Genomic DNA, 24,170 nt, shown 5'->3' with positions numbered 1-24,170 from the left:
CCCGTCCGGCCCCCGCCCGATCCGGCGCGGGCCCAGGCTCCCCTCCCGGGCATACCGCAGCCGGCTTCCCGCGCGGGAGCACCCCCTCGCTTCTCCTTCGACGTCACGCGGTACCTGTGCGCCGCGATGCACACCGACATCGGGCTCGCCCGCAAGGCGGTGACCCGCATCGTGCACGAACCGCGCCGCGCCGCGGCGTCCTCACCCGGCGTGGACCTCGGCTGCGTGCTGCGGCACGCGGTCGCCGCTCACGACCGACAGCGGCGACGCGACGTCGCGCTGCTCCTCCTGCTGATCCTCATAGTGGTCACCCTGCCCCTCACCTTCGGCGCCTCCCTGATCCTCGGACTGCTCGCCGGATGGGCGCTCGTGGCCGCCGAGCTGGTGACCGCGCACTACCATGTCGCCGCCCGGCAGCTGAAGCGCGAGAACTTCGATCCCAGGCAGGCCCCCCGGCCCCCGACGGCCAAGGACGCCGCACGGCTCCAGGCGATCGAACTGCGTGACCGTGGCAACGTCGTGATCTCCTCGCGCTACGAACCCTTCGTCGGGCACGGCGTGATCTACAGAACCTGGTCGTTCGCCCTGAACACCGGACGCCCCGAGAGCGGCAAGCACGTCATCCCGTTCACCGTCCACGAACTCAACACCTACCTCTCCGCCCGGGTCGCGGCGCTCAAGCTGCCCGGTATGAGCATCGCCGACGTACTCCTGGTCAACGGAGCCGACCTGCTGACAGGAGTCGACGACCGCACGCGCGCCGAGGTGCTGCCCAACATGGCCGGACCACCCGGGGCGCAGGTCTCGGACGCGCTCCTTCGCGAACTGCGCGAGGACGGCAAGGGCCGGGCACGCCCCTATCTGGCGATCCGGGTCGCCGGGTGGAGCGGCGAACTCGTCAGCACCCTGTTCCTGAGGTGCGCGCTGCTCTCCGACGGTGACACGGCGTTCATCGAGGGGAGCAACTGTCTGCTCGCGCCCGTGCGGAGGAAGTACCAGACCGTGGACAGGCTGCTGGACTCACCCACCTTCCGGCAGTGGTGCCGGATCGTCGGCGAGGCGGGCATACGCACCCCGATCCTGCTGGTCAACGCCCCCTTCGCGGTCCTCGCAGAGCTCTTCGCGCCGCTGATCAGACGCCACCAGCAGGCCCGGCAGGAACGTTGGATCCGGCTGCGCTCCTTCGACTACGGCGCGGAGTTCAGCCTCCGCGAGGAGGCGAGCGACTGGCTCTACTACCGGTACTTCCAGTCGCTGGACCGGGAGTTGTACGCCAAGACGATCGAGCACCGCGTCCTGGACGCCCTCGTGCAGTTCCTCGAGGACCACGACATCGACTCCAGCGACCTGATCCAGCGCCAGACCACCATCTACAACTCCGGTCTCTTCGCGGGCCGCAACATCTCCATCAAGGGCTCCAGCGTGCGTGCCGGAGGTGGCGGCCAGTGGAACAACCCCCAGCCCCTGAAGCAGAAGTGACGCGATGACCGATCACCCACCGCACGGAGCACCGGGACCAGGCCGGCACATCAGCGGTATCCAGGCCGGCCGGGACGTGCGGATCGAGCGGAGCACGGTCGCCCTGGGCCACGCCACCGTGACCGCCGCCATGACGCCGGCCGAGCACGCGGCGGCCGTCGCCGAGCTGCGCACCGCGGTCGACCTGCTGCTGGACGAGCTCCGCCGCGACGAGGAGAGCTACGAGGACGGCGCGGGACTGGTCGAAGCCGCCGAGCAGGTGCGCACGGAACTCTCCCGCGACGAGCCGCGCCGCAACGTCCTCCTGCGCTGGCTCGGCTTCCTCGCCCCCGGCGTCCACATGACCGCCGCGCTCGCCGCGGACGTGACGGCGATCCAGCAGGGCGTAACCGCCTTGTTCTGAACGGCCCACCGCCCGGCCTCGCCGGCCGGGGCCCGGTCGCCCCGGCCGGCCGAGCGACGCGCGGCCGCAGTCGCGGACAGCCACTGTCCGCAAGTGGCGTTAGCGTGCGGGGCATGACCAACAGCAGCGCGCAGCAGAGCAGTTCCCCCGCCGGCGACGCGACGAGCGCGACGGCCGCCCCGGTCCTGGACGTCCGCGCCCTGAACCGCGCCACCCTCGCCCGTCAGCTCCTGCTGCACCGCTCCACGCGGTCCGTCCGGGACGCCGTCGTCCACCTCGTCGGCCTCCAGGCACAGAACACCCGGCCCCCGTACCACGCCCTCGCCGCCCGCCTGGACGGTTTCGCGCCGGAGCAGCTCTCCGCGCTCATGACCCGCAGGGAGGTGGCCCGGATCGTCACCCTGCGCTCCACGATCCACACCCACACCGCCGACGACTGCCTCGCCCTGACGCCCCTGGTCCAGCCGGCCCGCGACCGCGAACTGGGCACCTTCCGCACGGGGCTGACCGGCGTCGACCTGGACCGGCTCGCGGCCGTCGCCCGCGAACTGGTCGAGGCCGCGCCGCGCACCCCGGCCCAGCTGCGCGAGGCGCTGGGGGCCGAGTGGCCGGACGCCGACCCGCGGGCCCTCGCGGTCGCCGCCCGCTGCACGCTGCCGCTCGTCCAGGTGACCCCGCGCGGCCTGTGGGAGGAGAGCGGCCAGGCCGCGCTGACCACCGCCGAGCACTGGCTGGGCCGGCCGGCCGAACCGGCCCCGGAGCCCGAGTCCGTGGTGCTGCGCTATCTGGCCGCCTTCGGCCCCGCCTCCGTGCGGGACATGCAGACCTGGGCCGGCCTCACCCGTCTGCGGGCCGCGTTCGAACGGCTGCGTCCGCGGCTGGTGACCTTCCGCGACCCCGCGGGCGTGGAACTCTTCGACCTCCCCGACGCCCCGCGCCCCGACCCGGACACCCCGGCCCCGCCCCGCTTCCTGCCCGAGTTCGACAACCTGCTGCTCTCCCACGCGGACCGTTCCCGCGTGATACCGCCCGCACTCCACGGCCGCAACTGGCGGGGCAACCAGGCGTACCGCACCCTCCTGGTCGACGGCTTCCTGGCGGGGCTGTGGAAACTCGACGCCGACGCCCTGGTCGTCGAACCGTTCGGCGAGCTGACGAGGGCCCGGCGCGAGGAGGTGACGGCGGAGGGGGAGCGGATGCTGCGCGTGCTGTACCCGGGGGCGTCGTACGACATCCGGTTCGGGGAGGTCGTGCCGCGGTGACCGTGTGAAAGGCCGGAGCCCGGAAGGGGTGCGCGGACACTGGATCGGGGGCGTTGCGGGCCGCTCGTGGTGGCCCGCAACGCCCCCTGGTCGTCACCCGAGGGGTACTCGGGAAATCTTCCGGGTCACGAGTTGACCTGTGTGGTCACCAGGTCCGAGAAGGTGGTCAGCCGGGTGTAGACACCCGGGTAACCGGCCTCCGCGCACCCCTCGCCCCAGGAAGTGATCCCTGCCAGGACGCCCCCGATGAGCAGGGGACCGCCGCTGTCGCCCTGGCAGGTGTCAACGCCACCGGACGTGTATCCGGCGCAAACCATGTCGGACTGGACGAAGTCCGAACCGTAGGAGGAGCGGCAGCTGGAGTCGGACACGACCGGGACGGTCGCGGTCCGCAGCTGGTTGGAGGAGCCGCCGTTCTCCGAGGTGGTGCCCCAGCCGAGGATCCGGGCCGTGCTGCCGGCCGCGTAGACGCCCGTCTGGGAGGAGGAGACGTACTTCGCCGTGGTGTACGGCATCGAGGTCGACAGCGTCAGCACGGCCACGTCGTCGCCGTTCGTGGCGTCCGTGTACTCCGGGTTGATCCAGATCTTGCTGACCCGGCTCACCGTGCCGTTGGTGCCGTTCAGGTACGTCCGGCCACCGACCACGCGGACGCTGCTCGTGCTCTCCCCGACCATGCAGTGGGCGGCCGTCACCACCTTCTTGGGCGCCACCAGGGTGCCGCCGCAGAACTGGTTCTGGGACGCGTCCGTGATCTGCATCATGAACGGGTACGCGGTCGTCGTGGTGGTCGTACCGCCGACGATGGGCTGCGGGGCGGCACTCGCCGTGGGGGAGGCGAGCAGCGCGGTCGCCGCGGCGGCGGCGGTGGCCACCAGGGTCGCGGCGGTCTTTCTGGCACGTCTGGGCCCGAACATGAGTCTCCTCAGTGGAGGTTGCACCGGTGGGGGTCGCGCGGGTGTGGGGGTGTGGCACGGGGGTCGCGGGACCGACCCCCGTGTGCCCGGGCGAGCGGCACGCCCTTTACGCTAGGACCCGGACCCTCGGCTCCCAATGAGGGAACCCCCTAGGGGGTTGGGTGAGGGAAAACCCTCGGTCCGGCTCAGTTAACAAGAGCGGCGCTCAGTGTGCCCGCCGACCTGCCGCCAATCGGACGATGTCCACCCGCGATCGGATCCCCAGCTTGCGGTAGACCCGGGTCAGGGTCGCCTCCACCGTCTTCACGCTGATGAACAGCCGGGCCGCTATCTCCCGGTTGGTGGCACCCTCCATGACCAGCGCGGCGACCTGACGCTCCATCGCGGCGAGCGATTCCAGGGCGTCCAGTGCCGCCGGCGCGGCAGGCGCCGGTTCCGGTTCGGGGGCGGTGAGGACGTCGTCCACCTGGCGCAGCCAGGGCAGCGCCCGGCAGCGGCGGAACAGCCGGGTGGCCTCGTCGACGGCCGCCGAGGCCGCGCTCGCCCGGGCCCCGGGGGTGACCGGCTCCGTGGCGGGAACCCGGCCGTGCTCGGCCCTGCGGACCTCCGCGCGCTCGGCCTCCCGCCAGGGCCGGGCCCCTTCGGCGGTGTGCCCGCACCGCAGCCGGGCCAGCGCGAACGCGGCCCGCGCCTCCTCCAGGCCGTAGCCGAGCTTGCCGAGCCGGTCCTGAGCGGACGTCAGCTGGGCCACGGCGGCCTCCAGGCCCCCCTGGGCGGCGCGCACCAGGGCCTCGGACCGGTCGAGCACGGCGAGGACGCTCTCCCGGCCCAGCCGCAGCGCGTGGTTCCGGCTGACGTCGATGACGTCCTGCGCCTCGGCGGGTTCACCGATCCGGACGAGCGCCTCGGCGAGGTCGCCCTGCCAGCGGCCCCGGGCCGGGTCGGTGATGCCGAGCCCCAGCTCCAGGCTGCGCACCCGGCGCAGCGAGCGCACGGTGCCGGCCGGGTCGCCGGCCACCAGCTGTGCGTACCCGAGCGCGCCCAGCGCCCGGGAGAGGTACATCTGGTCGCCGTCCTCCTCGGCGTGCTCCACCGCCTCCCGGGCGAGTGCCAGCGCCCGGTCCACATCGCCGCCGGAGGCCTCCGCTAGCGAGGTGAGCATCGCCGAGGCGGTCTCGCCGATGCCCGAGTCCCGGGCCAGCCGCAGGCTCTCGCGGGCCAGGTCGAGGGCGCGCCCGCAGTGCCCGGCGCGCAGTTCGGTCTCGGCGAGGCCGCGCAGGAAGTGCACCTCGCTCTCCACCGAGCCGCGCCGGCGGACCTCGCGCAGCAGCGCGGTGACCGTGGTCCGGGCCTCGGCCAGCTGGTCGCCCATGACCAGCCAGCGGAACCGGGCGCTGCCCGCGCCGTTGTGATGCCAGGCCACCCTGGGGTCCTGGGGCTGCCTCAGGGCCCGCTTGATGGTGCGGGGCGCCTCCGGATGGCCCATCAGGGTCTCGGTCTGTGCCTGGAAGGCGAGGGCGAGCAGCTCGGTGCGGCGGTCCGTGCCGCGCGCGGCCAGTTCGGCGGCGTGCGCGGCGGCCGCCCGGGCCTCGGTGAAGTCGCCCTCCACGATCAGCGCCCGCCAGGCCAGCTGGTAGTGGACCAGGGCCAGCAGCCGGGGGTCGTCGCCGGCGTCGGCGAGGGCCTGCGGGAAGACGGCGTCGACCTCGGCCATGGTGTGGCCGGCGGTGTCGATGACGATGATCCAGGCCCGCACCCGGTCGGCGGGCACGGTCGCCAGGGTCAGCACCTCGCGGGCGATGTCCCGGGCCAGATCGACCTCGCCGGCGGTGATCGCGTCCTCGGCGGCGGTCAGCCGGCGCTCCTGCCGGCCCGGGTTGTCGTCGGCGGGGGTGTGCCGGGCGGCGAGCAGCCCCAGCTGGGCGGCGACCGACGGGGCCCCGCGGTCCCGGGCGAGGGCCGCGGCCCCGGCGAGCCGGGCGGCGACCTCCGGATCGGTGCCGGTGGTGGCCAGAGCCAGGTGCCGGGCCCGTTCGATCGGGTCGGAGGCGGCGGTGGACAGCGCCGCGTGCGCGGCCCGCCGTTCGTGCGCGGGCGCCTCCGCGTACAGCGCGGCCGAGATCAGCGGGTGCGCGAACCGTACGGCCGGGGCGTCGGGCTCGGTGGCCAGCAGACCGAGTTCGGCGGCCTGTGCGCACTCGGCCTCGGCGTTGTCCCGGCCGGCCGCGTGCAGCAGCGCCGGGGTGGGGCGGGCGCCGGCGCTGGCCACCAGCAGGGTGCGGCGGGCCTCCACCGAGAGCATGTCCAGGCGGCTGAGGACCAGGGCGCGCAGCGAGGTCGGCACCGGCAGCGGTTCGCCCGGCCGGGGCGGGGTGGGGCTGTCGGCGAGGGCGCGGCCGAGTTCCAGGGCGAACAGCGGGTTGCCGGCGCTGGTGCGGTGGATCTCGCGGACCGTGGAGCGGGGCAGGCCGCCGTGGCCGCGGTGGTCGAGCAGCTCGGCGACCTGGGCGCGGGAGAGCGGGCCCAGCCGGACCGCGAGGGTGCCCGGCGGGCAGGCGCGCAGGTGGCGGTCGTACTCCTGGCTCTCCTGCCCCTCCGTGCGGACCGCGCACAGCAGTTGGACGGGGGTGCCCTCCAGGCGCCGGGCGGCGAAGCCGAGGAGTTCGGCGCTGGCCGGGTCCAGCCACTGCAGGTCGTCGGCGACGACGAGGACCGGGCCGTGGGCGGCGAGCGCGCGCAGCGCGGAGAGCACCGCCAGGCGCAGGGCCAGGCCGTCGCGCTGGAGGCTGGACTCGCCGCGGCCGGTGAGCGCCGACTCCAGGGCGGTGCGCTGGGCGGCGGGCAGGTGCGCGGAGACGTCGTCGAGGACCAGGCCGAGGAGGTCGGCGAGGGCGAGGAACGGCAGGTGGGATTCGGACTCGGTCGCCGAGCAGCGCAACACGGTACGCGCGGTGGCGCCGTATTCCTCGGCCAATGCCCGCAGGACGGTGGATTTCCCTATTCCGGCGGGTCCGTGGAGCAGCACACTGCCCCCGGAGGCGAGTTGCTCACGGGCGCCGGCGAACAGCTCCTCGCGGCCGATGACCAGGTCGGGGCGGCACCTGGCAGGCTCCTGGAAGTCCCGTCGCACGGTCACCGCTCCCCTCGTGTGTCGTGTCCGGACCAAATTCTAGGCAACGATCCTTGAAATTCGGACGGAAGCCGTGGTGAGGGAAATAACAAACGGTCAAGCAGAGGGAAATTCAAAGCGACACCGGATGAATGGGAAGGTTTCCTCACCGCCGCCTGGCTACGGCAGCAGTCCCGCCCCGCGGGCCGCGGTCACCGCCTCCCCTCGTGTGTGCGCGCCCAGCTTCCGCATCGCCGAACGCAGGTATCCCTTGACCGTCTCCGCGCCGATGCCCAGCCGCTCGGCCACCGCCGCGTTGGTGGCACCCGCCGCCACCCAGGACAACACGTCGAGCTCGCGTGGCGCCAGGGTCACGCCCCCGGCTCGTGGCGGCGCGGTCAGCAGCCCGCACGCCGCCAGCAGTTCGGCCCGCACTTCCGGATCACCTATCCGGGGCGCCAGTGCCCGCAGCGCCGCGTGCGCCTCGCGCACCTGTTCCCAGGCGGCACCCCGGCCGGCGGGGGCCGGCTCCGGGCGGGCCGCCGCCAGCAGCCCCCGCGCCTCGTCCCGCACCACCAGCGCCTGCTCCACGTCCCGTGCCACCGCCATCGCCGCGTCCAGCGTGCGGTCGCCGAACGGCTGGGCCGAACGCAGCGCGCCGTACAGCACCCCGCGCACCCGGCGCCGGACCACGACCGGCACCGCGAGCACCGCGTGGATGCCCTCGGCGGCCACCGGCACGTCGTACTCGTGGCTGATCCGCCGCGAACGCGAGTAGTCCGGCACCGCGCACGGCCGGGCCAGTGCCACCGCCTTGCCGCCGAGCCCGTTGCCGGAGGTCACCGCGAGCGAGCGCAGCGCGGCCGTGGTCGTGCCGCTCAGCTCACTGATGCGGATCTGCGGCCGGCCGGACTCCACCAGGCCGCCGAAGGCGACGGGCAGCCCCGTCGCGCGCCGCAGCCGGGCCAGCGCACCCCCGATCTCCACCGCCCCCACCGCGTCTGCCGTCACCCGCTCGTCCCTTCGGTCGTCCACACCCCCGTTCGGGGGTAGTGAGACCTGCATCACGGATTAGACGATGCCAGAGAGCCGCCCGGCAATGGCCGGGAACATGGGAGGACGCTGATGACGACGGCGACGGATGCCTTCAGGAACGCCCGGGACTTCCTGCTGGACCACCGCGAGGACTATGCCACCGCCTACGAGGGCTTCCGCTGGCCCCGGCCCGAGCACTTCAACTGGGCGCTGGACTGGTTCGACGTGATCGCCGACGGCAACGACCGTACGGCGCTGCACATCGTCGAGGAGGACGGCGCCGAGACCCGGCTGTCCTTCGCGGAGCTGTCCGAACGCTCCAACCGGGTCGCCCGGTGGCTGCGCGACCGCGGGGTCGCCGCCGAGGACCGCGTCCTGGTCATGCTCGGCAACCAGGCCGAGCTCTGGGAGACCGCGCTGGCCGCGATGAAGCTGCGCGCGGTGGTCATCCCGGCCACCCCGCTGCTCGGCCCGGCGGACCTGCGCGACCGGGTGGACCGGGGCCGGGTGAAGCATGTGATCGCCCGCGCGGAGGACACCGCCAAGTTCGCCGACGTGCCCGGCGCCTACACCCGGATCTCCGTCGGCGGCCTGCCGGAGGAGGGCTGGGAGCCGTACGAGGACGCCTACGCGGCGCCCGCCGACTTCGTCCCGGACGGCCCGACCCTGGCCGACGACCCGCTGATGCTCTACTTCACCTCGGGGACGACCGCCCGCCCCAAGCTGGTCGAGCACACCCACACCTCGTACCCGATCGGCCATCTGGCCACCATGTACTGGATCGGCCTCAGGCCGGGCGACGTGCACCTGAACATCTCCTCGCCCGGCTGGGCCAAGCACGCCTGGTCCAACCTGTTCGCCCCGTGGAACGCGGGGGCGACCGTCTTCCTGTTCAACTACACCCGCTTCGACGCGTCCCGGCTGATGGCCGAGATGGACCGGGCCGGGGTCACCACCTTCTGCGCGCCGCCGACCGTGTGGCGGATGCTCATCCAGGCCGACCTCACCCGGCTCCAGTCCCCGCCCCGCGAGGTCGTGGCCGCCGGCGAGCCGCTCAACCCCGAGGTCATCGAGCAGGTCCGGCGGGCCTGGGGCAGGACCGTCCGGGACGGCTTCGGCCAGACCGAGACCGCCGTGCAGGTCTCCAACAGCCCCGGTCAGCCGCTGAAGACCGGCTCCATGGGCCGCCCCAGCCCCGGATTCCGGGTGGAACTCCTGGACCCGGTGTCCGGCGCGCCCGGCGTCACCGAGGGCGAGATCGCCCTCGACCTCGCCGAACGCCCGGTCGGCCTGATGACCGGCTATCACGGCGACCCCGACCGTACGGCGGAGGCCATGGCCGGCGGCTACTACCGCACGGGGGACATCGCGACCAGGGACGAAGAGGGCTATCTGACCTATATCGGCCGAAGTGACGATGTGTTCAAGGCCTCCGACTACAAGGTGAGCCCGTTCGAGCTGGAGAGCGTGCTGCTGGAGCACGAGGCGGTGGCCGAGGCCGCCGTCGTGCCCGCCCCGGACGAGCTGCGGCTCGCCGTGCCCAAGGCCTACGTCGTCCTCGCCGAGGGCTGGGAGCCCGGCCCCGGCACCGCGAAGGCCATCTTCGAGCACTCCCGCGAGACACTCGCCCCCTACAAGCGCATCCGCCGGCTGGAGTTCGGCGCCCTGCCCAAGACCGTGTCCGGCAAGATCCGCCGCATCGAGCTGCGCGAGGCCACGGCCGCCGGCTCGCGGAACGAGTACCGCGAGGAGGACTTCCGGTGACCGCACAGCCGTCGTACAGCCACGGGACGGGAGCCACCGCGCTCCTCGGGGACACCATCGGCGCCAACCTGGACCGGGCCGTCGCGGCCTGGCCGGACCGTGAGGCGCTCGTCGACGTGCCGTCCGGACGACGCTGGACGTACGCGGAGTTCGCCGCCGACGTCGACCGGCTGGCGTGCGCGCTGCTCGCGAGCGGCGTGGCCCAGGGCGACCGGGTGGGCATCTGGGCGGTCAACTGCGCCGAGTGGGTGCTCGTGCAGTACGCCACCGCCCGCGTCGGCGCCGTCATGGTCAACATCAATCCGGCCTACCGCACCCACGAGGTGGAGTTCGTCCTCAACCAGGCGGGCATCTCCCTGCTGTTCGCCTCCCTCGGCCACAAGTCGAGCGACTACCGGGCGATGGTCGAGGAGGTGCGCGGCAGCTGCCCGGAGCTGAAGGAGACCGTCTACATCGGGGATCCGGGGTGGGCGGCGTTCACCGCGCGCGGTGCGGACACCCCGCGGGACGAACTGCGGGCCCGTGAGGCGTCGTTGTCCTGCGACGACCCCATCAACATCCAGTACACCTCGGGCACCACCGGCTTCCCCAAGGGCGCCACCCTCTCCCACCACAACATCCTCAACAACGGCTATTTCGTGGGAGAGCTGATCTCCTACACCGAGCAGGACCGGATCTGCCTGCCGGTGCCCTTCTACCACTGCTTCGGCATGGTGATGGGCAACCTGGCGGCCACCTCGCACGGCGCCTGCATGGTCGTCCCGGCCCCGTCCTTCGAGCCGAGGGCCACCCTGGAGGCGGTGCAACGGGAACGCTGCACCTCCCTGTACGGCGTCCCGACGATGTTCATCGCCGAGCTGAACCTCCCGGACTTCGCCTCCTACGACCTCTCCACCCTGCGCACCGGCATCATGGCGGGCTCGCCCTGCCCGGTGGAGGTGATGAAGCGGGTGGTCGCCGAGATGCACATGGAGGAGGTCTCCATCTGCTACGGCATGACGGAGACCTCACCGGTGTCGCTCCAGACGCGCATCGACGACGACCTGGAGCACCGCACGGGCACGGTCGGCCGCGTGCTGCCGCACATCGAGGTCAAGGTGGTCGACCCGGCCACCGGCGTCACCCGGGCCCGCGGTGACGCGGGCGAGCTGTGCACGCGCGGGTACAGCGTGATGCTCGGCTACTGGAACGAGCCGGAGAAGACGGCCGAGGCGATCGACGCGGGCCGCTGGATGCACACCGGGGACCTCGCGGTGATGCGCGAGGACGGCTACGTCGAGATCGTCGGCCGCATCAAGGACATGATCATCCGGGGCGGCGAGAACATCTACCCGCGCGAGGTCGAGGAGTTCCTCTACACCCATCCGAAGATCGCGGACGTCCAGGTCGTCGGCGTGCCCCACGAGCGCTACGGCGAGGAGGTCCTCGCCTGCGTCGTCCCGCGCGACCCGGCCGACCCGCTCACCCTGGAGGAGCTGCGCGCCTACTGCGACGGACGGCTGGCCCACTACAAGGTGCCCAGCCGCCTCCGGCTCCTGGAGTCCTTCCCGATGACCGTCTCGGGGAAGGTGCGCAAGGTGGAGCTGCGGCAGCGGTACGGCAGCCCGGAGGCACCGCCCGGGCGCTGACCGTCGTCACTGGACCAGTTCGAGGTGCGGGTGGTCCGCGGAGACCGGGCAGACATGGAGCTGCAGATCGTAGCCCCGGGCGAGGACGATCCGGGTGTAGTTCGCCGGGGGGACACCGGTGGCCGGGCCAGGGCGGCCTCCCGGCGGCGGGCACCACCTTCGGGTACGCGGCGAGGTAGTCGTCGCCTCACCTTCTCAGTCGGCCGTGGCGTCCAGCGCCACGGCCGACGCGTTGACGGGACGCGGTACTCCCGTCGGGCCGAGCACGAAGAGCGGAACCTCCAGCGAGTCGGCACGGACGCGGGCCTCCTCCGCGTAACCGGCCAGCGAGAAGTACACGCACCCGGCGGACTCCGCCATCGCCGTCAGCCACAGGCACTCCACGTCCCGCGGCGCGGCCGGCCGTACGCTCGGGTCCACCTGGGCGAGCAGCCCCCGGGCGGCGAGTCCGATGCCGTTCGGCGGCCGCTGGTCGGCGCGGCGGATGTCGCGGTAGCCGAGCCAGCGCAGATAGAGCGCGGTGGTGGTGACGGCGTCGCGGGCGGTGCGGATCACGCGCGGCTGGAACGGCGGCCGGCGCCCGCCCGGACCGGACGCGTCGCCGGGTCCCCGTGAGCGGTCGCCCGGCCCGGAGGCCTTGCCGGGCCGCCGTGTGCCGTCGGCCGGTGACCGGCCGACGGTCCGTGCGGTGACCGGATCCGCCGGGGCGGCCATCCCCTGCCCCCGCCCCTGCCCCTGGCCGGGTCCCGTTCCCGCGGAGCCGTCGGACCGTCGCGGCGCCACCGGGACCCGCAGCACCGTGCCGCACGGGCAGCCCAGTTCCGGGCGCGGCCAGTGACCCGGACGCCCGCAGGCGGCGCACGCCACGGTGAGCCACTCGTCGTCCCAGGCGCGGTGCTCCGCCACCGCCGGTTCGGCCGCCGGATCCAGTCGCGGGGCGATCGGCGCCCCGCACACGCACGGATACGCCGGCGCGGTGTAGACGTGTGCGCGCCGGCAGACCGGACAGCGCACCTGCACGCTCTCGGGCATGGCCCCACTCCAAGGCATCGCGTCGGGACGGCGCTCCCCATGGTGCTCCTCCGAGGCCGCTCCTGTCCGGCGCTTCCCGCTGTCCGGACCGCTCTTGACGACCTACGTCCGCCCCCCTACATTGCTTCCAGATAGTAGAAAGTAAGTTCCGCATTACGGAAACGTAGCGGATTTTGACAATCGGGAGACTGTGCTCACCGCGGGGCGCGACGGGAGTACGCATCCGAGAAGCCGAAGCAGGAGTACTCGATGGCTCGTATGACCGCTGCCCGCGCGGCAGTTGAGATCCTCAAGCGCGAGGGCGTCACGGACGCCTTCGGTGTGCCGGGCGCGGCGATCAACCCGTTCTACAAGGCCCTCAAAGAGGGTGGCGGCATCGGCCACACCCTCGCCCGCCACGTCGAGGGCGCCTCGCACATGGCCGAGGGCTACACCCGCACCACCCCGGGCAACATCGGCGTCTGCATCGGCACCTCCGGCCCGGCCGGCACCGACATGATCACCGGTCTGTACTCGGCCATCGGCGACTCCATCCCGATCCTGTGCATCACGGGCCAGGCGCCCACCAGCGTGATACACAAGGAGGACTTCCAGGCCGTCGACATCGCCTCGATCGCCAAGCCGGTCACGAAGATGGCGGTCACCGTCCTGGAGGCCGCGCAGGTCCCCGGCGTCTTCCAGCAGGCGTTCCACCTGATGCGCTCCGGCCGTCCCGGCCCGGTCCTCATCGACCTGCCGATCGACGTCCAGCTCACCGAGATCGAGTTCGACCCGGAGACGTACGAGCCGCTCCCGGTCTACAAGCCGGCCGCGACCCGCGCCCAGATCGAGAAGGCCATCTCCTTCCTGCTCGCCTCCGAGCGCCCGGTCATCGTCGCGGGCGGCGGCGTCATCGGCGCCGACGCCTCCGACCTGCTGGTCGAGTTCGCCGAGCTGACCCAGACCCCGGTCGTCCCCACCCTGATGGGCTGGGGCGCGCTGGCCGACGACCACGAGCTGAACGCCGGCATGGTCGGCGTCCAGACCTCGCACCGGTACGGCAACGCCAACTTCCTGGAGTCGGACTTCGTCCTCGGCATCGGCAACCGCTGGGCCAACCGCCACACCGGCTACAAGCTCGACGTCTACCGGGGCGAGCGCAAGTTCGTCCACGTCGACATCGAGCCCACCCAGATCGGCAAGATCTTCCCGCCGGACTACGGGGTCGTCTCCGACGCCAAGGCCGCGCTGGAGCTGTTCGTCGAGGTGGCCAAGGAGCTGAAGGCCGCGGGCAAGCTGCCCGACCGCACCGACTGGGTCGCCTCCACCCAGGAGCGCAAGGCCACCCTGCTGCGCCGTACCCACTTCGACAACGTGCCGATGAAGCCGCAGCGCGTGTACGAGGAGATGAACAAGGCCTTCGGCCCGGACACCCGGTACGTCACCACGATCGGCCTCTCCCAGATCGCCGGCGCGCAGATGCTGCACGTCTACAAGCCGCGCCACTGGATCAACTGCGGCCAGGCCGGCCCGCTCGGCTGGACCATCCCGGCCGCGATCGGCGTCGCCAAGGCCGACCCGGAGGCCCCGGTCGTCGCGCTCTCCGGCGACTACGACTTCCAGTTCATGATCGAGGAACTGGCGGTCGCCGCCCAGCACAAGATCCCCTACGTCCACGTGCTGGTGAACAACGCCTACCTGGGCCTGATCCGCCAGGCGCAGATCGGCCTGGACATCAACTTCCAGGTCAACCTGGAGTTTGAGAACATCAACACTCCTGAGCTGGGCGTCTACGGCGTGGACCACGTCAAGGTCGCCGAGGGCCTGGGCTGCAAGGCCATCCGGGTCACCGAGCCGGACCAGCTGGGCGCGGCCTTCGAGCAGGCGAAGAAGCTGGCCGCCGAGTACCAGGTGCCGGTCGTCGTCGAGGCGATCCTGGAGCGGATCACCAACATCTCGATGAGCCGCACCATGGACATCAGCGACATCTCCGAGTTCGAGGACCTGGCCACCGAGCCCGGCCACGCGCCGACGTCGATCAAGACGCTGAAGGTCTGAGGCACCTGACAGGACAGGGGCGGCCCACCCGGGGGAGGGGCCGCCCCTTCGTCATGCCCGCACCCCGTCCCCGGGGGGCCCTCAGCCGTATCCGCCGCCTCCGCAACCGCCGCCGTGGCCGTGGCCGCCGCCGTAGCCGTGTCCGCCGTGGTCGTGCCCGCCGCTCCCGGTCCCGTGGTCGTGCCCGCCGCCCCCGGTCCCGCGGTCGTCGCCGTCCCAGCCGTGCGCGGCCTCGTCGTCGTAGAGGCGGCGGAAGTCGGCGCCCCGGCCGAACGGGAACAGGCCCTCGTCCGCGAGCGACCCCGGTCCGGTGAGCCCCGCCTCACGCGCGAAGCGCGGCACCGACACGGTCAGGGCCCGCTCGCCGTACAGCGCGACGGCGAGCAGCAGCTCCTCCTCGGGCAGGCCGTCGGACCCCTCGGGGAGCGGACGGTGCTCGCGCAGCGCCGCCAGGAGGCGGCGGGCGGCCCGGGTGCGGCCGGGCGGCAGTGCGCGCAGCAGCCCCTCCGCCGCCAGCTCGGCCCGCATCCGGGCCAGGGCCCGCCGCACCACCGCGCGGCCGGGCAGCTCCCGCGGTCCGGCGGGCCGGTAGAGGCCGGTGCGGACCGCCTTCTCCAGCGGATGCCGGAAGGTCCCGGCGCCGCCCCCGGCGGTCCTGCGCAGCGTGCCCGGCCGGCCCGCCTCGACCAGGCCGCGCAGGTGCAGTCCCAGCACGGCGACGGTCACGGCGGCGCGGTCACCCGCGCGCAGGAGCGCGATCGCGCACGGGTCCTGCGGCTGCGGAATCGACGTCGTACGGCCCATGAGACACCCCCGAGCGGGGCCCGCCGCCCCCGTGCCTGCGGGCCCCGTGTGCCGATACTGTGCCCTGGCCCGGGGGCCGCCGAAGCCTCCGCGGCGGTGTTCAGAGGTTCATTTGAGGGTTGCGCGGCCGAACTACGACCGCTGCCGTACGCGCCGTCGTCACAGCTCGTGCTCCGACAGCCCGGGCCAGTCGTCCGGGCCGCCGCCGTGCCACTCGATCAGGTCGCTCTCCTCCACCTCGATCCGGTCCAGGTCGGCGAGCCGCAGGATCTCCACGACGTCGTCCAGATGCGAGGCGATCCCCAGCATCACGTCCCCCTCGGTGACGCGCCGGGAGCCGTCCAGGGCCGGGGGATGGACCACGATGTGCGGGTAATGGGTCGGATTCACCATGGGATCAGCGTCCTGCCGATGCGGCCGCCGCGCACGCCGGAGCCGGAACGACGCGAAGCGCCCCCCTGACCAGGGGGGCGCTTCGGTGTCACGTGGTAGCCGTCCGACGGCGCGAGGCTGGGCGCGACAGGTCGTTCGCGCCGCCGGACGGGGCGGGTGGCCCCCCCCGGAGGGGGCTGGCTGGGACCGTGGCGGGTGCGATGGAGCCGGGTCCCCCTTCCCTCTGGTCGAGAAGGGGACTCGGTCCTTCACCACCGCACTGGCTCGCACGCCGCCACGGTCCTCGCCCTGCCCGCGCCCACCGCCGTACGACCACCCCTCATCCGGGCCGTCCGGCGGCTTGCGCGGGCCGCGTTGCGGAGATCATGACCTCCCGTCAGATTCCCAACGCTGCTTGCGGTCTCCTGGAGCTCAGTCCTCGCGCAGGGCGCGGACCGCCTCCTCCACGCGCTTGCCGTACTCGGGGTCGGCGGCGTGGAAGTGGGCCAGGTTCTTTTCGATCACGTCGTCGCGGGAGACCTGCGAGAGGCCGCCGGCGATGTTCGCGATCAGACGGGACTTCTCCTCCTGCGACATCAGGCGGTACAGCTCGCCCGCCTGGAAGAAGTGGTCGTCCTTGGTGTGGAGCGGGGCCTCGTGGTTGCCCGTGTGGCCGGCGACCGCGAGCGGGGCCGACAGCGGGCGGCCGGTCTCCACCGGGCCGTCGTAGGAGTTCGGCTCGTAGTTCTTGGCGCCGCGGCCCTGGCCGTTGACCGCCATGAGGCCGTCACGGCCGTAGTTCTGGGCACCGCCCGGAACCGCCTTCGGGGCGTTCACGGCGAGCAGGGTGTGGTTGACACCGAGGCGGTAGCGGTGGGCGTCCGCGTAGGCGAACAGGCGGCCCTGGAGCATCTTGTCGGGGGAGGGGCCGATGCCCGGAACGAAGTTGTTCGGGGAGAACGCGGCCTGCTCGACCTCGGCGAAGACGTTGTCCGGGTTGCGGTCCAGCACCAGGCGGCCGACCCGCTGCAGCGGGTAGTCCTTGTGCGGCCACACCTTGGTCAGGTCGAACGGGTTGAAGCGGTAGTCCGCCGCCTCGGCCGCCGGCATGATCTGGACGTACAGGGTCCAGGACGGGTGCACGCCCCGCTCGATCGCCTGCAGCAGGTCCGTCTGGTGGGAGTTGGCGTCCTTGCCCACGAGCTCGGCGGCCTGGTCCGCGGACAGGCAGCGGATGCCCTGGTTCGTCTTGAAGTGGTACTTGACGAAGAAGGCCTCGCCCTGGGCGTTCGTCCACTGGTAGGTGTGCGAGCCGTAGCCGTTCATGTGGCGGTACGACGCCGGGATGCCGCGGTCACCCATGAGCCAGGTCACCTGGTGCGTGGCCTCGGGGGCGTGCGCCCAGAAGTCCCAGACGTTGTCCGGCTCCTGCTTGCCGGTGAACGGGTCCCGCTTCTGCGAGTGGATGAAGTCGGGGAACTTGATCGGGTCCTTGATGAAGAACACCGGGGTGTTGTTGCCGACGAGGTCGTAGTTGCCCTCTTCGGTGTAGAACTTCACCGCGAAGCCGCGCGGGTCACGGACGGCGTCGGCGCCGCCGAGGGAGTCGGCGACCGTGGAGAAGCGCAGGAACACCTCGGTGCGCTTGCCGATCTCGCTCAGGAAGTCGGCGTGGGTGAAGCCGGTGACGTCGTCCGTCACCTCGAAGTGACCGTAAGCGCCGGAACCACGGGCGTGCACCACGCGCTCCGGGATGCGCTCCCGGTTGAAGCGCGCGAGCTTCTCCAGGAGGTGCTGGTCCTGGATCAGCAGCGGGCCTCCGACGCCGGCGGAGGCGGAGTTCTGGTTGTCGGCGACCGGGGCGCCGGACTCTGTCGTGAGCACGCGCTTCGACATCGTGGACCTTCCGTGCGGGTGTCAGCGGAAACCTGTTTCCGCTTTGTGGAGCCTAGAAGTGGGGAATCTGGGCGTCAACAGTTTGTTGAAGTAGATTCCGGGCCGCGGCGACGCCTGGGCGCGACAGGACAGGTGTCAGCGGCGCCGCGGCCCGGAAGTCTGGGAGGGGCCGTCAGACCTGGGCGCCGGACAGGCGCTCCACGGCCCGCAGCAGGGCCGAGTGGTCCAGGCCGCCGTCGCCCTGGGCGCGCAGCGAGGCCACCAGCTGGGCGACCACGGCGCCGACCGGCAGGGCCGCGCCCACGTTGCGGGCGGCGTCGGTGACGATGCCCATGTCCTTGTGGTGCAGGTCGATGCGGAAGCCCGGCTTGAAGTCGCGGTTCAGGAAGTTGTCCTTCTTGCGCGTCAGCACGGTGGAGCCGGCCAGGCCGCCGTTGAGGACGTCCAGCGCGGCCTGCAGGTTTACGCCCGACTTCTCCAGGAAGACCACGGCCTCGGCGCACGCCTGGATGTTCACGGCGACGATCAGCTGGTTGGCGGCCTTCACGGTCTGGCCCGAGCCGTGCGGGCCGCACAGCACGATGGTCTTGCCGAGGGCGTCGAAGACCGGCTTGGCCTGGTCGAAGTCGGCCTGGTCACCGCCGACCATGATCGACAGCACCGCCTCGACGGCGCCGGCCTCACCGCCGGACACCGGGGCGTCGAGCACCCGGATGCCCTTCCCCCGGGCGTTCTTCGCCAGGTCGACGGAGGTCTGCGGGGTGATCGAGGACATGTCGATCAGCAGGGCGCCCTGCTTGGCGTTGTCCAGGATGCCGTCGGGGCCGTAGGCGATGGCCTCGACCTGCGGGGACGCGGGCACCATGGTGATCACCACGTCGGCGTCGCGCACGGCCTCGGCGATCGAGGCGGCGGCCGAGCCGCCGGCGGCGGCCAGCCGGTCCAGCTTCTCCTGCTCCAGGGTGAACCCGGTGACCTGGTAGCCCGCCTTGATCAGGTTCTCGGACATGGGGGAGCCCATGATGCCGAGGCCGATCCAGGCGATCTTGGGGAGGGTGTTGCTCATCAGGGGTGCCTCTCTGAACTGCGGCGATACGTCTGCGAATGGGCGCGCGGCGGAACCGGCCCGTCCGGTGTCCGGGGACGAGGCCGGCGGCCGTCACGGGGGTCCGGGGGTCCGGGGGCGGAGCCTGCCGGGGAGCCGCCTCAGCGAGCGGTGCGGGCCTCGGCCGGCAGCCAGTCGAACGCCTCGGCGCTCGGGCGGTCGCCGGGCTTGTACTCGAGGCCGACCCAGCCGTCGTAACCGGCCTTGCTCAGCTGGTCGAGCAGCTCCTCCAGCGGGAGCGAACCCGTCCCGGGGGCGCCGCGGCCGGGGTTGTCGGCGATCTGCACGTGCCCGGTCTTCGCCGCGTAGCTCTCGATCACCGAGGGCAGGTCCTCGCCGTTCATGGACAGGTGGTAGAGGTCCATCAGGAACTTGGCGTTCCCGAGGCCCGTCGCCGCGTTGACCTTGTCCACGATCTCGATCGCCTTGGGCGCGCTCACGATCGGGCACTTCGGCGACTCGGGCCGGTTGAGGGCCTCGATCAGGACGGTCCCGCCGACCCGGCCGACGGCCCGTGCCGCGAGTACCAGGTTCTCCAGGGCGAGCGCGTCCTGCTCGGCCGGGTCCACGCCCTCGACGCGGTTGCCGTACAGGGCGTTGAACGTCGTGCAGCCGAGGGACCCGGCGAAGGCGATGGCCACATCGATGTTGGCGCGGAACTTCTCCGACTCCTCACCGGGGACCGACAGGGCGCCGCGGTCCGGGCCCGGCAGCTGTCCGGCGTAGAAGTTCAGACCCGTGAGCCGGACGCCCGCGTCCTCGATCGCCTTCTTCAGGGCGTCGAGCTCGGACTGCTCGGGGGTGGGGGAGTCGATCCAGGGCCACCACAGCTCGACCGCGGAGAAGCCCGCCGCGGCGGCGGCCGCGGGGCGCTCCAGGAGCGGGAGTTCCGTGAAGAGGATCGACAGGTTGACGTTGAAGCGCTGGTCTGCGAATCCCATTCGGGCCGCGCTCCCTTCCGTGGTTGTGTTTCCGTAATGCGGAAGTTCGTTTCTGCGTAATGGAAGATTGCCGTCGGGTGTCGGCGCTTGTCAAGGGGGGGTCCGTCACCGGCCGCCCGAAAAGCCGTGCCGGGCGTTAGGTTGAGCGCGTGCGATTGAGAGTGGAGTTCACGACCGAACCCTTCGACCTGGACGAGGCGCCCGCGCACGCCCTGGTGGCGCGGGAGGTCATCGAGACGGCCGAGCTGGACGCCGTCGACGTCGGCCCCTTCGGCAACACGGCCGAAGGGGGCGCCGGCCGCGTGCTCACCGCGGTGGACGCGCTGCTGCGCAAGAGCCTGGAGGCCGGCGCCACCCGGGTCTCGCTCCAGGTCAACGTGATCGACGACGTGAGCGACGACGTGACCGGGGAGGGCGATAGGTGACCGGGGACGAGCCCTTCATCACGGCGGTGAAGCCGCTGGTCGACGCCATGGGCGCGGCGATGATCCCGCCCGACGAGGCCGGCCCCGAGGACGTCGTCCTCGCCTGGGAGGGCGTCGACGTCGTCGCCGTCCGCCTGCCCCAGCTCGCCGACTCCCTCGACCACATCCTGGCCGCCATGGAGCGCAAGGAGGGCCGGCCGCTGGCCGACCTGGACCGCAGGGCCAAGCAGGAGGTCGTACGGATCCTGGAGGCGCGCGGCGCCTTCGCCGTGCGGCACGGCGTGGAGACCGTCGCCGGCGCGCTCGGCGTCAGCCGTTTCACGGTCTACAACTACCTCAACCGGGAGAAGGGCGCATAGCGCTCCGCGAGTGGCGACGCGCGCCGCAGCGGGCGCCATGGGCTCTCCTCCCGCCCCGCCGCGCCGTCGCGGCCGGCCGGGTCGGCGCGGCGGGGCCGTGGGCCGGTCCCGCGTCGCCGGGGGTGCTGTCACTCCCGGATGCGCGGGCCGGTCGCGCGGAATTTTCAACAAAGTGTTGACGGGATGTTTCCGAGGGCGTTAGCTATCGGCAGCCCGTTCAGCACGACGGCCCACCATGGCCACGGAGGCTCCCGTGACTTCGACTTCCACGCCCCCGGGCCTGTCCCGGTTCAACGACCTGGAGGAGCGCGCGGCCTCCGCCGCCCTCCACGAGGCGTGCGCCTCCAGCGAGTGGACCCGGCGGCTGCTCGCCGCCCGCCCCTACACCTCCCCGGAGGACCTCTACGCCGCCAGCGACGCCGCCATGGCCGAGCTGACCACCGGGGACCTTCAGGAGGCGATGGCCGGGCACCCGCCGATCGGGCGCCCCAAGCCCGGTGACCCGACCTCCGCGCGGGAGCAGGCCGGCATGGCCGGCGCCGCCGAGGACCTCAAGGCGGAAATGCTCGAACTGAACCTGGCCTACCAGGAGAAGTTCGGCCATGTCTTCCTCATCTGCGCGACCGGCCGGACCGGCGAGCAGATGCGCGACGCGGTCAGGGAGCGGATCGGGAACTCGCCGGAGCAGGAGCGGGAGATCGTCCGCACCGAGCTGGGCAAGATCAATCGCATCCGACTGGCCCGACTCGTCGAAGAGGACGCCTGACACCATGAGCACCAGCACCACCGCCTCCGTGTCCACGCACATCCTGGACACCTCGATCGGCCGCCCCGCCGAGGGCGTCGCCGTCCATCTCTCCGCCCGCTCGGGACGGGATGCGGACTGGCGGGCGCTCGGCGGCTCCGCGACCGACGCCGACGGCCGGTGCAAGGACCTGCCGGCACTGCCGGAGGGGACGACCCACGTTCGGCTCGACTTCACCGTGGAGCCGTACTTCGAGAAGAAGCAAGCCGATGCGCAGCAGGACGCCCCCGCGAATCGGGACAGCGGACCTGGTGTGTTCTTCCCGGAGGTGGCGATCACGTTCGCCGTCGTACCGGGCGAGCACTACCACGTACCGCTGCTGCTCAACCCGTTCGGCTACTCCGTTTACCGAGGGAGCTAGCTAATGCCGACCATCCTGGGACAGAACCAGTACGGCAAGGCCGAGAACCGAGTCGTAAAGATCACGCGGGACGGCGCGACGCACCACATCAAGGACCTCAACGTGTCCGTGGCGCTGAGCGGCGACCTGGAAGAGGTCCACTACTCCGGCTCGAACGCCAACTGCCTGCCGACCGACACCACCAAGAACACGGTGTACGCGTTCGCCAAGGAGTACGGCATCGAGTCCGCCGAGCAGTTCGGCATCCACCTCGCCCGCCACTTCGTCACCTCGCAGGAGCCGATCCACCGCGCCCGGATCCGGATCGAGGAGTACGCCTGGGAGCGGATCGAGACCTCCGACGCCAACTCCAAGTTCATCGGCGCCGACGAGGTCAAGCACTCCTTCGTCCGCAAGGGCCAGGAGATCCGCGTCACCCAGATCACCTACGACGGTGAGAAGTGGGAGGTGCTCTCCGGCCTGAAGGACCTGGTCGTGATGAACTCGACCAACTCCGAGTTCTGGGGCTACATCAAGGACAAGTACACCACCCTCCAGGAGGCGTACGACCGCATCCTGGCGACCCAGGTGTCCGGCCGCTGGCGGTTCAACTGGACCGACGACGAGCAGAAGATGCCCAACTGGGAGAAGTCCTACGAGCAGGTCAAGAAGCACATGCTCCAGGCCTTCGCCGAGACTTACTCCCTCTCGCTGCAGCAGACGCTGTACCAGATGGGCTCGCGCATCATCAACAACCGCAGCGAGATCGACGAGGTCCGCTTCTCGCTGCCGAACAAGCACCACTTCCTGGTGGACCTGGAGCCGTTCGGACTCAAGAACGACAACGAGGTCTACTACGCGGCCGACCGCCCCTACGGCCTCATCGAGGCCACCATCCTGCGGGACGGCTGTGAGGCCCGTATCCCGGTCGACATGACCAACCTCTGACGCGGGACGCGCGCCCCCGGCCCGGCCACCAGGGCCGGGGGCGCGCCACACCGGAGGGAACCACATGGCACAGCCTGCGAAGGGGTCCGCCACAGCCCCCTGTTCCACCCCGCCGGTGCACACCGAGGACGCCGTCACGTCCGTGCACCCGGTGGACGAGAAGCTCCACTTCTCGCGGCTCGTCCCCGCCGCGCTCCAGCACATCGCCGCGATGTACGCGGGCGTTGTCACTCCTCCGCTCATCATCGGCCAGGCCTGCGGACTCGACATCGCGGCCCGCACCCGGCTGATCGCCGCGAGCCTGCTCATCGCCGGCGTCGCGACCATCCTGCAGACCATCGGCGTCAAGGGCCTCGTCGGCAACCGGCTGCCCTTCGTCAACGCGGCCTCCTCCGCCGGCATCGCCCCGATCCTCGCCATCGCCGAGACCAACGGCAAAGGCCACCAACTCCCCGCCATCTACGGCGCGGTGATGGTCGCCGGCGCCTTCTGCCTGGCGCTCGGCCCGTTCTTCGGCCGGCTGCTCCGCTTCTTCCCGCCTCTGGTCACCGGCGTCGTCATCACCCTGATCGGCGTCACGCTGATGCCGGTCCCGGTGAGCTGGGCCCAGGGCGGCGACAAGACGGCCGCCGACTTCGGCGCGATGCGGTACCTCGCGCTCGCCGGGTTCACCCTCGCCGTCATCCTGCTGTTCCAGCGCTTCGGCAAGGGCTTCGTCAAGCAGGTCGCCCTGCTGTTCGGGCTGCTCATCGGCACCCTGGCCGCCATCCCCTTCGGCATGGCCGACTTCAGCGGCCTGCGGTCGGCGCCCGTCGCCGCGCTGCCCACCCCCTTCGCTTTCGGCGCCCCCGAGTTCCAGCCCGCGGCCATCCTCTCGCTGTGCATCGTGATGCTGGTGCTGATGACCGAGTCGAGCGCCGGCATGCTCGCCCTCGGCGAGATCTGCGACCGCCGCGCCGACGCGCGGACCATCACCCGCGGCCTGCGCACCGACGGAATCGCCACCCTGCTCGGACCCGTCTTCGGCGGTTTCCCCACCTCGGCCTTCGCCCAGAACGTCGGCGTCGTCTCCCTCACCCGGGTGCGCAGCCGGTACGTCGTCGCCGTCGCCGGCGGCAGCCTGCTGGTCCTCGGCGCCTTCCCGGTCCTCGGCGCGGTCGTCTCCCTGGTCCCCATGCCGGTCCTCGGCGGCGCGGGCATCGTGCTCTTCGGCTCGATCGCCGTCAGCGGCATCCGTACGCTGTCGGAGGCGGGCCTGGACGACAGCTCCAACATCATCCTGGTGGCGGTCGCCCTCGGCGCCGGCATCATCCCGCTGGCCGCGCCCACCTTCTACGCCGGCTTCCCGGCCTGGGCGCAGACCGTGCTCGGCTCGGGAATCAGCGCGGGCGCGCTGGTCGCCGTGGTGCTCAACCTCTTCTTCCATCATCTCGGCACCCGGAGCGGCAGGCCGGTTCCGGCACTCGAATCCTCCTAGGGTCCTGCCGTGCCCTCCCCGTGGGCACCCTC

The 24,170-nt window shown here is 72.0% G+C and carries 21 protein-coding genes; 12 read left to right on the top strand and 9 right to left on the bottom strand.

What is annotated here, in order from left to right; all coding sequences use genetic code 11:
- Positions 1-126: 126 nt before the first annotated feature.
- The 3 genes from FHS34_RS30860 to FHS34_RS30850 all read left to right on the top strand — a co-directional run bounded on the left by FHS34_RS30860 (position 127) and on the right by FHS34_RS30850 (position 3,144).
- Positions 127-1,479 (top strand): AbeC-like domain-containing protein, encoded by a 1,353-nt coding sequence (locus FHS34_RS30860; protein WP_221509697.1) that lies wholly within the window; start codon positions 127-129, stop codon positions 1,477-1,479.
- A gap of 4 nt (positions 1,480-1,483) precedes the next feature.
- The gene (locus tag FHS34_RS30855; RefSeq protein WP_184971520.1) at positions 1,484-1,882 is read left to right on the top strand and encodes a hypothetical protein; all 399 of its coding nucleotides are present in this window, start codon (positions 1,484-1,486) and stop codon (positions 1,880-1,882) included.
- Positions 1,883-1,995: 113 nt separating this feature from the next.
- Entirely contained in the window at positions 1,996-3,144 is a 1,149-nt protein-coding gene (locus FHS34_RS30850) for a winged helix DNA-binding domain-containing protein (RefSeq protein ID WP_184971519.1), read from the top strand.
- A 125-nt stretch (positions 3,145-3,269) separates the two neighbouring features.
- Here the strand turns inward: FHS34_RS30850 and FHS34_RS30845 are convergent, their stop codons facing one another.
- The 3 genes from FHS34_RS30845 to FHS34_RS30835 all read right to left on the bottom strand — a co-directional run bounded on the left by FHS34_RS30845 (position 3,270) and on the right by FHS34_RS30835 (position 8,181).
- Entirely contained in the window at positions 3,270-4,061 is a 792-nt protein-coding gene (locus FHS34_RS30845) for a S1 family peptidase (protein WP_184971517.1), read from the bottom strand.
- A 205-nt stretch (positions 4,062-4,266) separates the two neighbouring features.
- Positions 4,267-7,197 carry a helix-turn-helix transcriptional regulator gene (locus tag FHS34_RS30840; protein ID WP_184971514.1) on the bottom strand — a complete coding sequence of 977 codons (2,931 nt, stop codon included), beginning with the start codon at positions 7,195-7,197 and terminating at the stop codon, positions 4,267-4,269.
- A gap of 153 nt (positions 7,198-7,350) precedes the next feature.
- A complete protein-coding gene (locus FHS34_RS30835; RefSeq protein WP_184971512.1) occupies positions 7,351-8,181 on the bottom strand; it encodes a helix-turn-helix transcriptional regulator in 831 nt (276 codons plus the stop codon).
- A gap of 114 nt (positions 8,182-8,295) precedes the next feature.
- Here FHS34_RS30835 and FHS34_RS30830 point away from each other — a divergent pair, with 114 nt between their 5' ends.
- Positions 8,296-9,969, top strand: coding sequence for an AMP-binding protein (locus tag FHS34_RS30830; RefSeq protein WP_184971510.1), 1,674 nt, complete (start codon positions 8,296-8,298; stop codon positions 9,967-9,969).
- Positions 9,966-11,597, top strand: coding sequence for an AMP-binding protein (locus FHS34_RS30825; protein WP_184971508.1), 1,632 nt, complete (start codon positions 9,966-9,968; stop codon positions 11,595-11,597). The genes FHS34_RS30830 and FHS34_RS30825 overlap by 4 nt, the downstream gene beginning before the upstream one ends.
- A gap of 195 nt (positions 11,598-11,792) precedes the next feature.
- Here FHS34_RS30825 and FHS34_RS30820 read toward each other — a convergent pair whose 3' ends face one another.
- The gene (locus tag FHS34_RS30820; RefSeq protein WP_184971506.1) at positions 11,793-12,629 is read right to left on the bottom strand and encodes a hypothetical protein; all 837 of its coding nucleotides are present in this window, start codon (positions 12,627-12,629) and stop codon (positions 11,793-11,795) included.
- Positions 12,630-12,878: 249 nt separating this feature from the next.
- Between FHS34_RS30820 and gcl the strand changes: the two genes are divergently transcribed.
- Positions 12,879-14,666, top strand: a complete 1,788-nt coding sequence (gene gcl, locus FHS34_RS30815; protein WP_184971504.1) for a glyoxylate carboligase — start codon at positions 12,879-12,881, stop codon at positions 14,664-14,666.
- A gap of 81 nt (positions 14,667-14,747) precedes the next feature.
- On the opposite strand, the gene FHS34_RS30810 is transcribed toward gcl, so the two are convergent.
- From FHS34_RS30810 to FHS34_RS30790, 5 genes are all read right to left on the bottom strand, one after another.
- On the bottom strand, positions 14,748-15,470 hold the full coding sequence (locus FHS34_RS30810) for a TIGR04222 domain-containing membrane protein (protein WP_184971502.1): 723 nt from the start codon (positions 15,468-15,470) through the stop codon (positions 14,748-14,750).
- Positions 15,471-15,629: 159 nt separating this feature from the next.
- Positions 15,630-15,863, bottom strand: coding sequence for a hypothetical protein (locus FHS34_RS30805; protein WP_184971500.1), 234 nt, complete (start codon positions 15,861-15,863; stop codon positions 15,630-15,632).
- Between the two features lie 411 nt (positions 15,864-16,274).
- Entirely contained in the window at positions 16,275-17,738 is a 1,464-nt protein-coding gene (locus FHS34_RS30800; RefSeq protein ID WP_184971499.1) for a catalase, read from the bottom strand.
- 172 nt (positions 17,739-17,910) lie between these two features.
- A complete protein-coding gene (locus FHS34_RS30795; RefSeq protein ID WP_184971496.1) occupies positions 17,911-18,804 on the bottom strand; it encodes a 2-hydroxy-3-oxopropionate reductase in 894 nt (297 codons plus the stop codon).
- Positions 18,805-18,944: 140 nt separating this feature from the next.
- Positions 18,945-19,784: a TIM barrel protein gene (locus FHS34_RS30790; RefSeq protein WP_184971494.1), complete on the bottom strand. Its 840-nt coding sequence runs from the start codon at positions 19,782-19,784 to the stop codon at positions 18,945-18,947.
- A 149-nt stretch (positions 19,785-19,933) separates the two neighbouring features.
- On the opposite strand from FHS34_RS30790, the gene FHS34_RS30785 reads away from it, so the two are divergent.
- The 6 genes from FHS34_RS30785 to FHS34_RS30760 all read left to right on the top strand — a co-directional run bounded on the left by FHS34_RS30785 (position 19,934) and on the right by FHS34_RS30760 (position 24,138).
- Complete coding sequence (locus FHS34_RS30785; protein ID WP_184971492.1) at positions 19,934-20,209, top strand: hypothetical protein; 276 nt, start codon at positions 19,934-19,936, stop codon at positions 20,207-20,209.
- 47 nt (positions 20,210-20,256) lie between these two features.
- Positions 20,257-20,568, top strand: a complete 312-nt coding sequence (locus FHS34_RS30780; RefSeq protein ID WP_221509720.1) for a helix-turn-helix domain-containing protein — start codon at positions 20,257-20,259, stop codon at positions 20,566-20,568.
- Between the two features lie 253 nt (positions 20,569-20,821).
- The gene (gene uraD / locus FHS34_RS30775) at positions 20,822-21,334 is read left to right on the top strand and encodes a 2-oxo-4-hydroxy-4-carboxy-5-ureidoimidazoline decarboxylase (RefSeq protein WP_184971488.1); all 513 of its coding nucleotides are present in this window, start codon (positions 20,822-20,824) and stop codon (positions 21,332-21,334) included.
- Between the two features lie 4 nt (positions 21,335-21,338).
- Positions 21,339-21,734 carry a hydroxyisourate hydrolase gene (gene uraH, locus FHS34_RS30770; protein ID WP_184971486.1) on the top strand — a complete coding sequence of 132 codons (396 nt, stop codon included), beginning with the start codon at positions 21,339-21,341 and terminating at the stop codon, positions 21,732-21,734.
- Between the two features lie 3 nt (positions 21,735-21,737).
- Entirely contained in the window at positions 21,738-22,661 is a 924-nt protein-coding gene (gene pucL / locus FHS34_RS30765; protein ID WP_184971484.1) for a factor-independent urate hydroxylase, read from the top strand.
- A 64-nt stretch (positions 22,662-22,725) separates the two neighbouring features.
- Positions 22,726-24,138, top strand: coding sequence for a nucleobase:cation symporter-2 family protein (locus FHS34_RS30760; protein WP_184971482.1), 1,413 nt, complete (start codon positions 22,726-22,728; stop codon positions 24,136-24,138).
- Positions 24,139-24,170: the final 32 nt, after the last annotated feature.

Source organism: Streptomyces echinatus (assembly GCF_014203595.1).
GTDB lineage: Bacteria > Actinomycetota > Actinomycetes > Streptomycetales > Streptomycetaceae > Streptomyces > Streptomyces echinatus.
Note: the sequence above shows the minus strand (reverse complement) of the source record. Positions and strands in the feature narration are given on the sequence as shown.

Bases quoted from the DNA above. Each gene is read 5' to 3' on its own strand.
- FHS34_RS30860 (WP_221509697.1), top strand. From the start codon at position 127: ATGCACACCGACATCGGGCTCGCCCGCAAGGCGGTGACCCGCATCGTG.
- FHS34_RS30855 (WP_184971520.1), top strand. From the start codon at position 1,484: ATGACCGATCACCCACCGCACGGAGCACCGGGACCAGGCCGGCACATC.
- FHS34_RS30850 (WP_184971519.1), top strand. From the start codon at position 1,996: ATGACCAACAGCAGCGCGCAGCAGAGCAGTTCCCCCGCCGGCGACGCG.
- FHS34_RS30845 (WP_184971517.1), bottom strand. From the start codon at position 4,061: ATGTTCGGGCCCAGACGTGCCAGAAAGACCGCCGCGACCCTGGTGGCC.
- FHS34_RS30830 (WP_184971510.1), top strand. From the start codon at position 8,296: ATGACGACGGCGACGGATGCCTTCAGGAACGCCCGGGACTTCCTGCTG.
- FHS34_RS30820 (WP_184971506.1), bottom strand. From the start codon at position 12,629: ATGCCCGAGAGCGTGCAGGTGCGCTGTCCGGTCTGCCGGCGCGCACAC.
- gcl (WP_184971504.1), top strand. From the start codon at position 12,879: ATGGCTCGTATGACCGCTGCCCGCGCGGCAGTTGAGATCCTCAAGCGC.
- FHS34_RS30810 (WP_184971502.1), bottom strand. From the start codon at position 15,470: ATGGGCCGTACGACGTCGATTCCGCAGCCGCAGGACCCGTGCGCGATC.
- FHS34_RS30805 (WP_184971500.1), bottom strand. From the start codon at position 15,863: ATGGTGAATCCGACCCATTACCCGCACATCGTGGTCCATCCCCCGGCC.
- FHS34_RS30800 (WP_184971499.1), bottom strand. From the start codon at position 17,738: ATGTCGAAGCGCGTGCTCACGACAGAGTCCGGCGCCCCGGTCGCCGAC.
- FHS34_RS30795 (WP_184971496.1), bottom strand. From the start codon at position 18,804: ATGAGCAACACCCTCCCCAAGATCGCCTGGATCGGCCTCGGCATCATG.
- FHS34_RS30790 (WP_184971494.1), bottom strand. From the start codon at position 19,784: ATGGGATTCGCAGACCAGCGCTTCAACGTCAACCTGTCGATCCTCTTC.
- FHS34_RS30780 (WP_221509720.1), top strand. From the start codon at position 20,257: ATGGGCGCGGCGATGATCCCGCCCGACGAGGCCGGCCCCGAGGACGTC.
- uraH (WP_184971486.1), top strand. From the start codon at position 21,339: ATGAGCACCAGCACCACCGCCTCCGTGTCCACGCACATCCTGGACACC.
- pucL (WP_184971484.1), top strand. From the start codon at position 21,738: ATGCCGACCATCCTGGGACAGAACCAGTACGGCAAGGCCGAGAACCGA.
- FHS34_RS30760 (WP_184971482.1), top strand. From the start codon at position 22,726: ATGGCACAGCCTGCGAAGGGGTCCGCCACAGCCCCCTGTTCCACCCCG.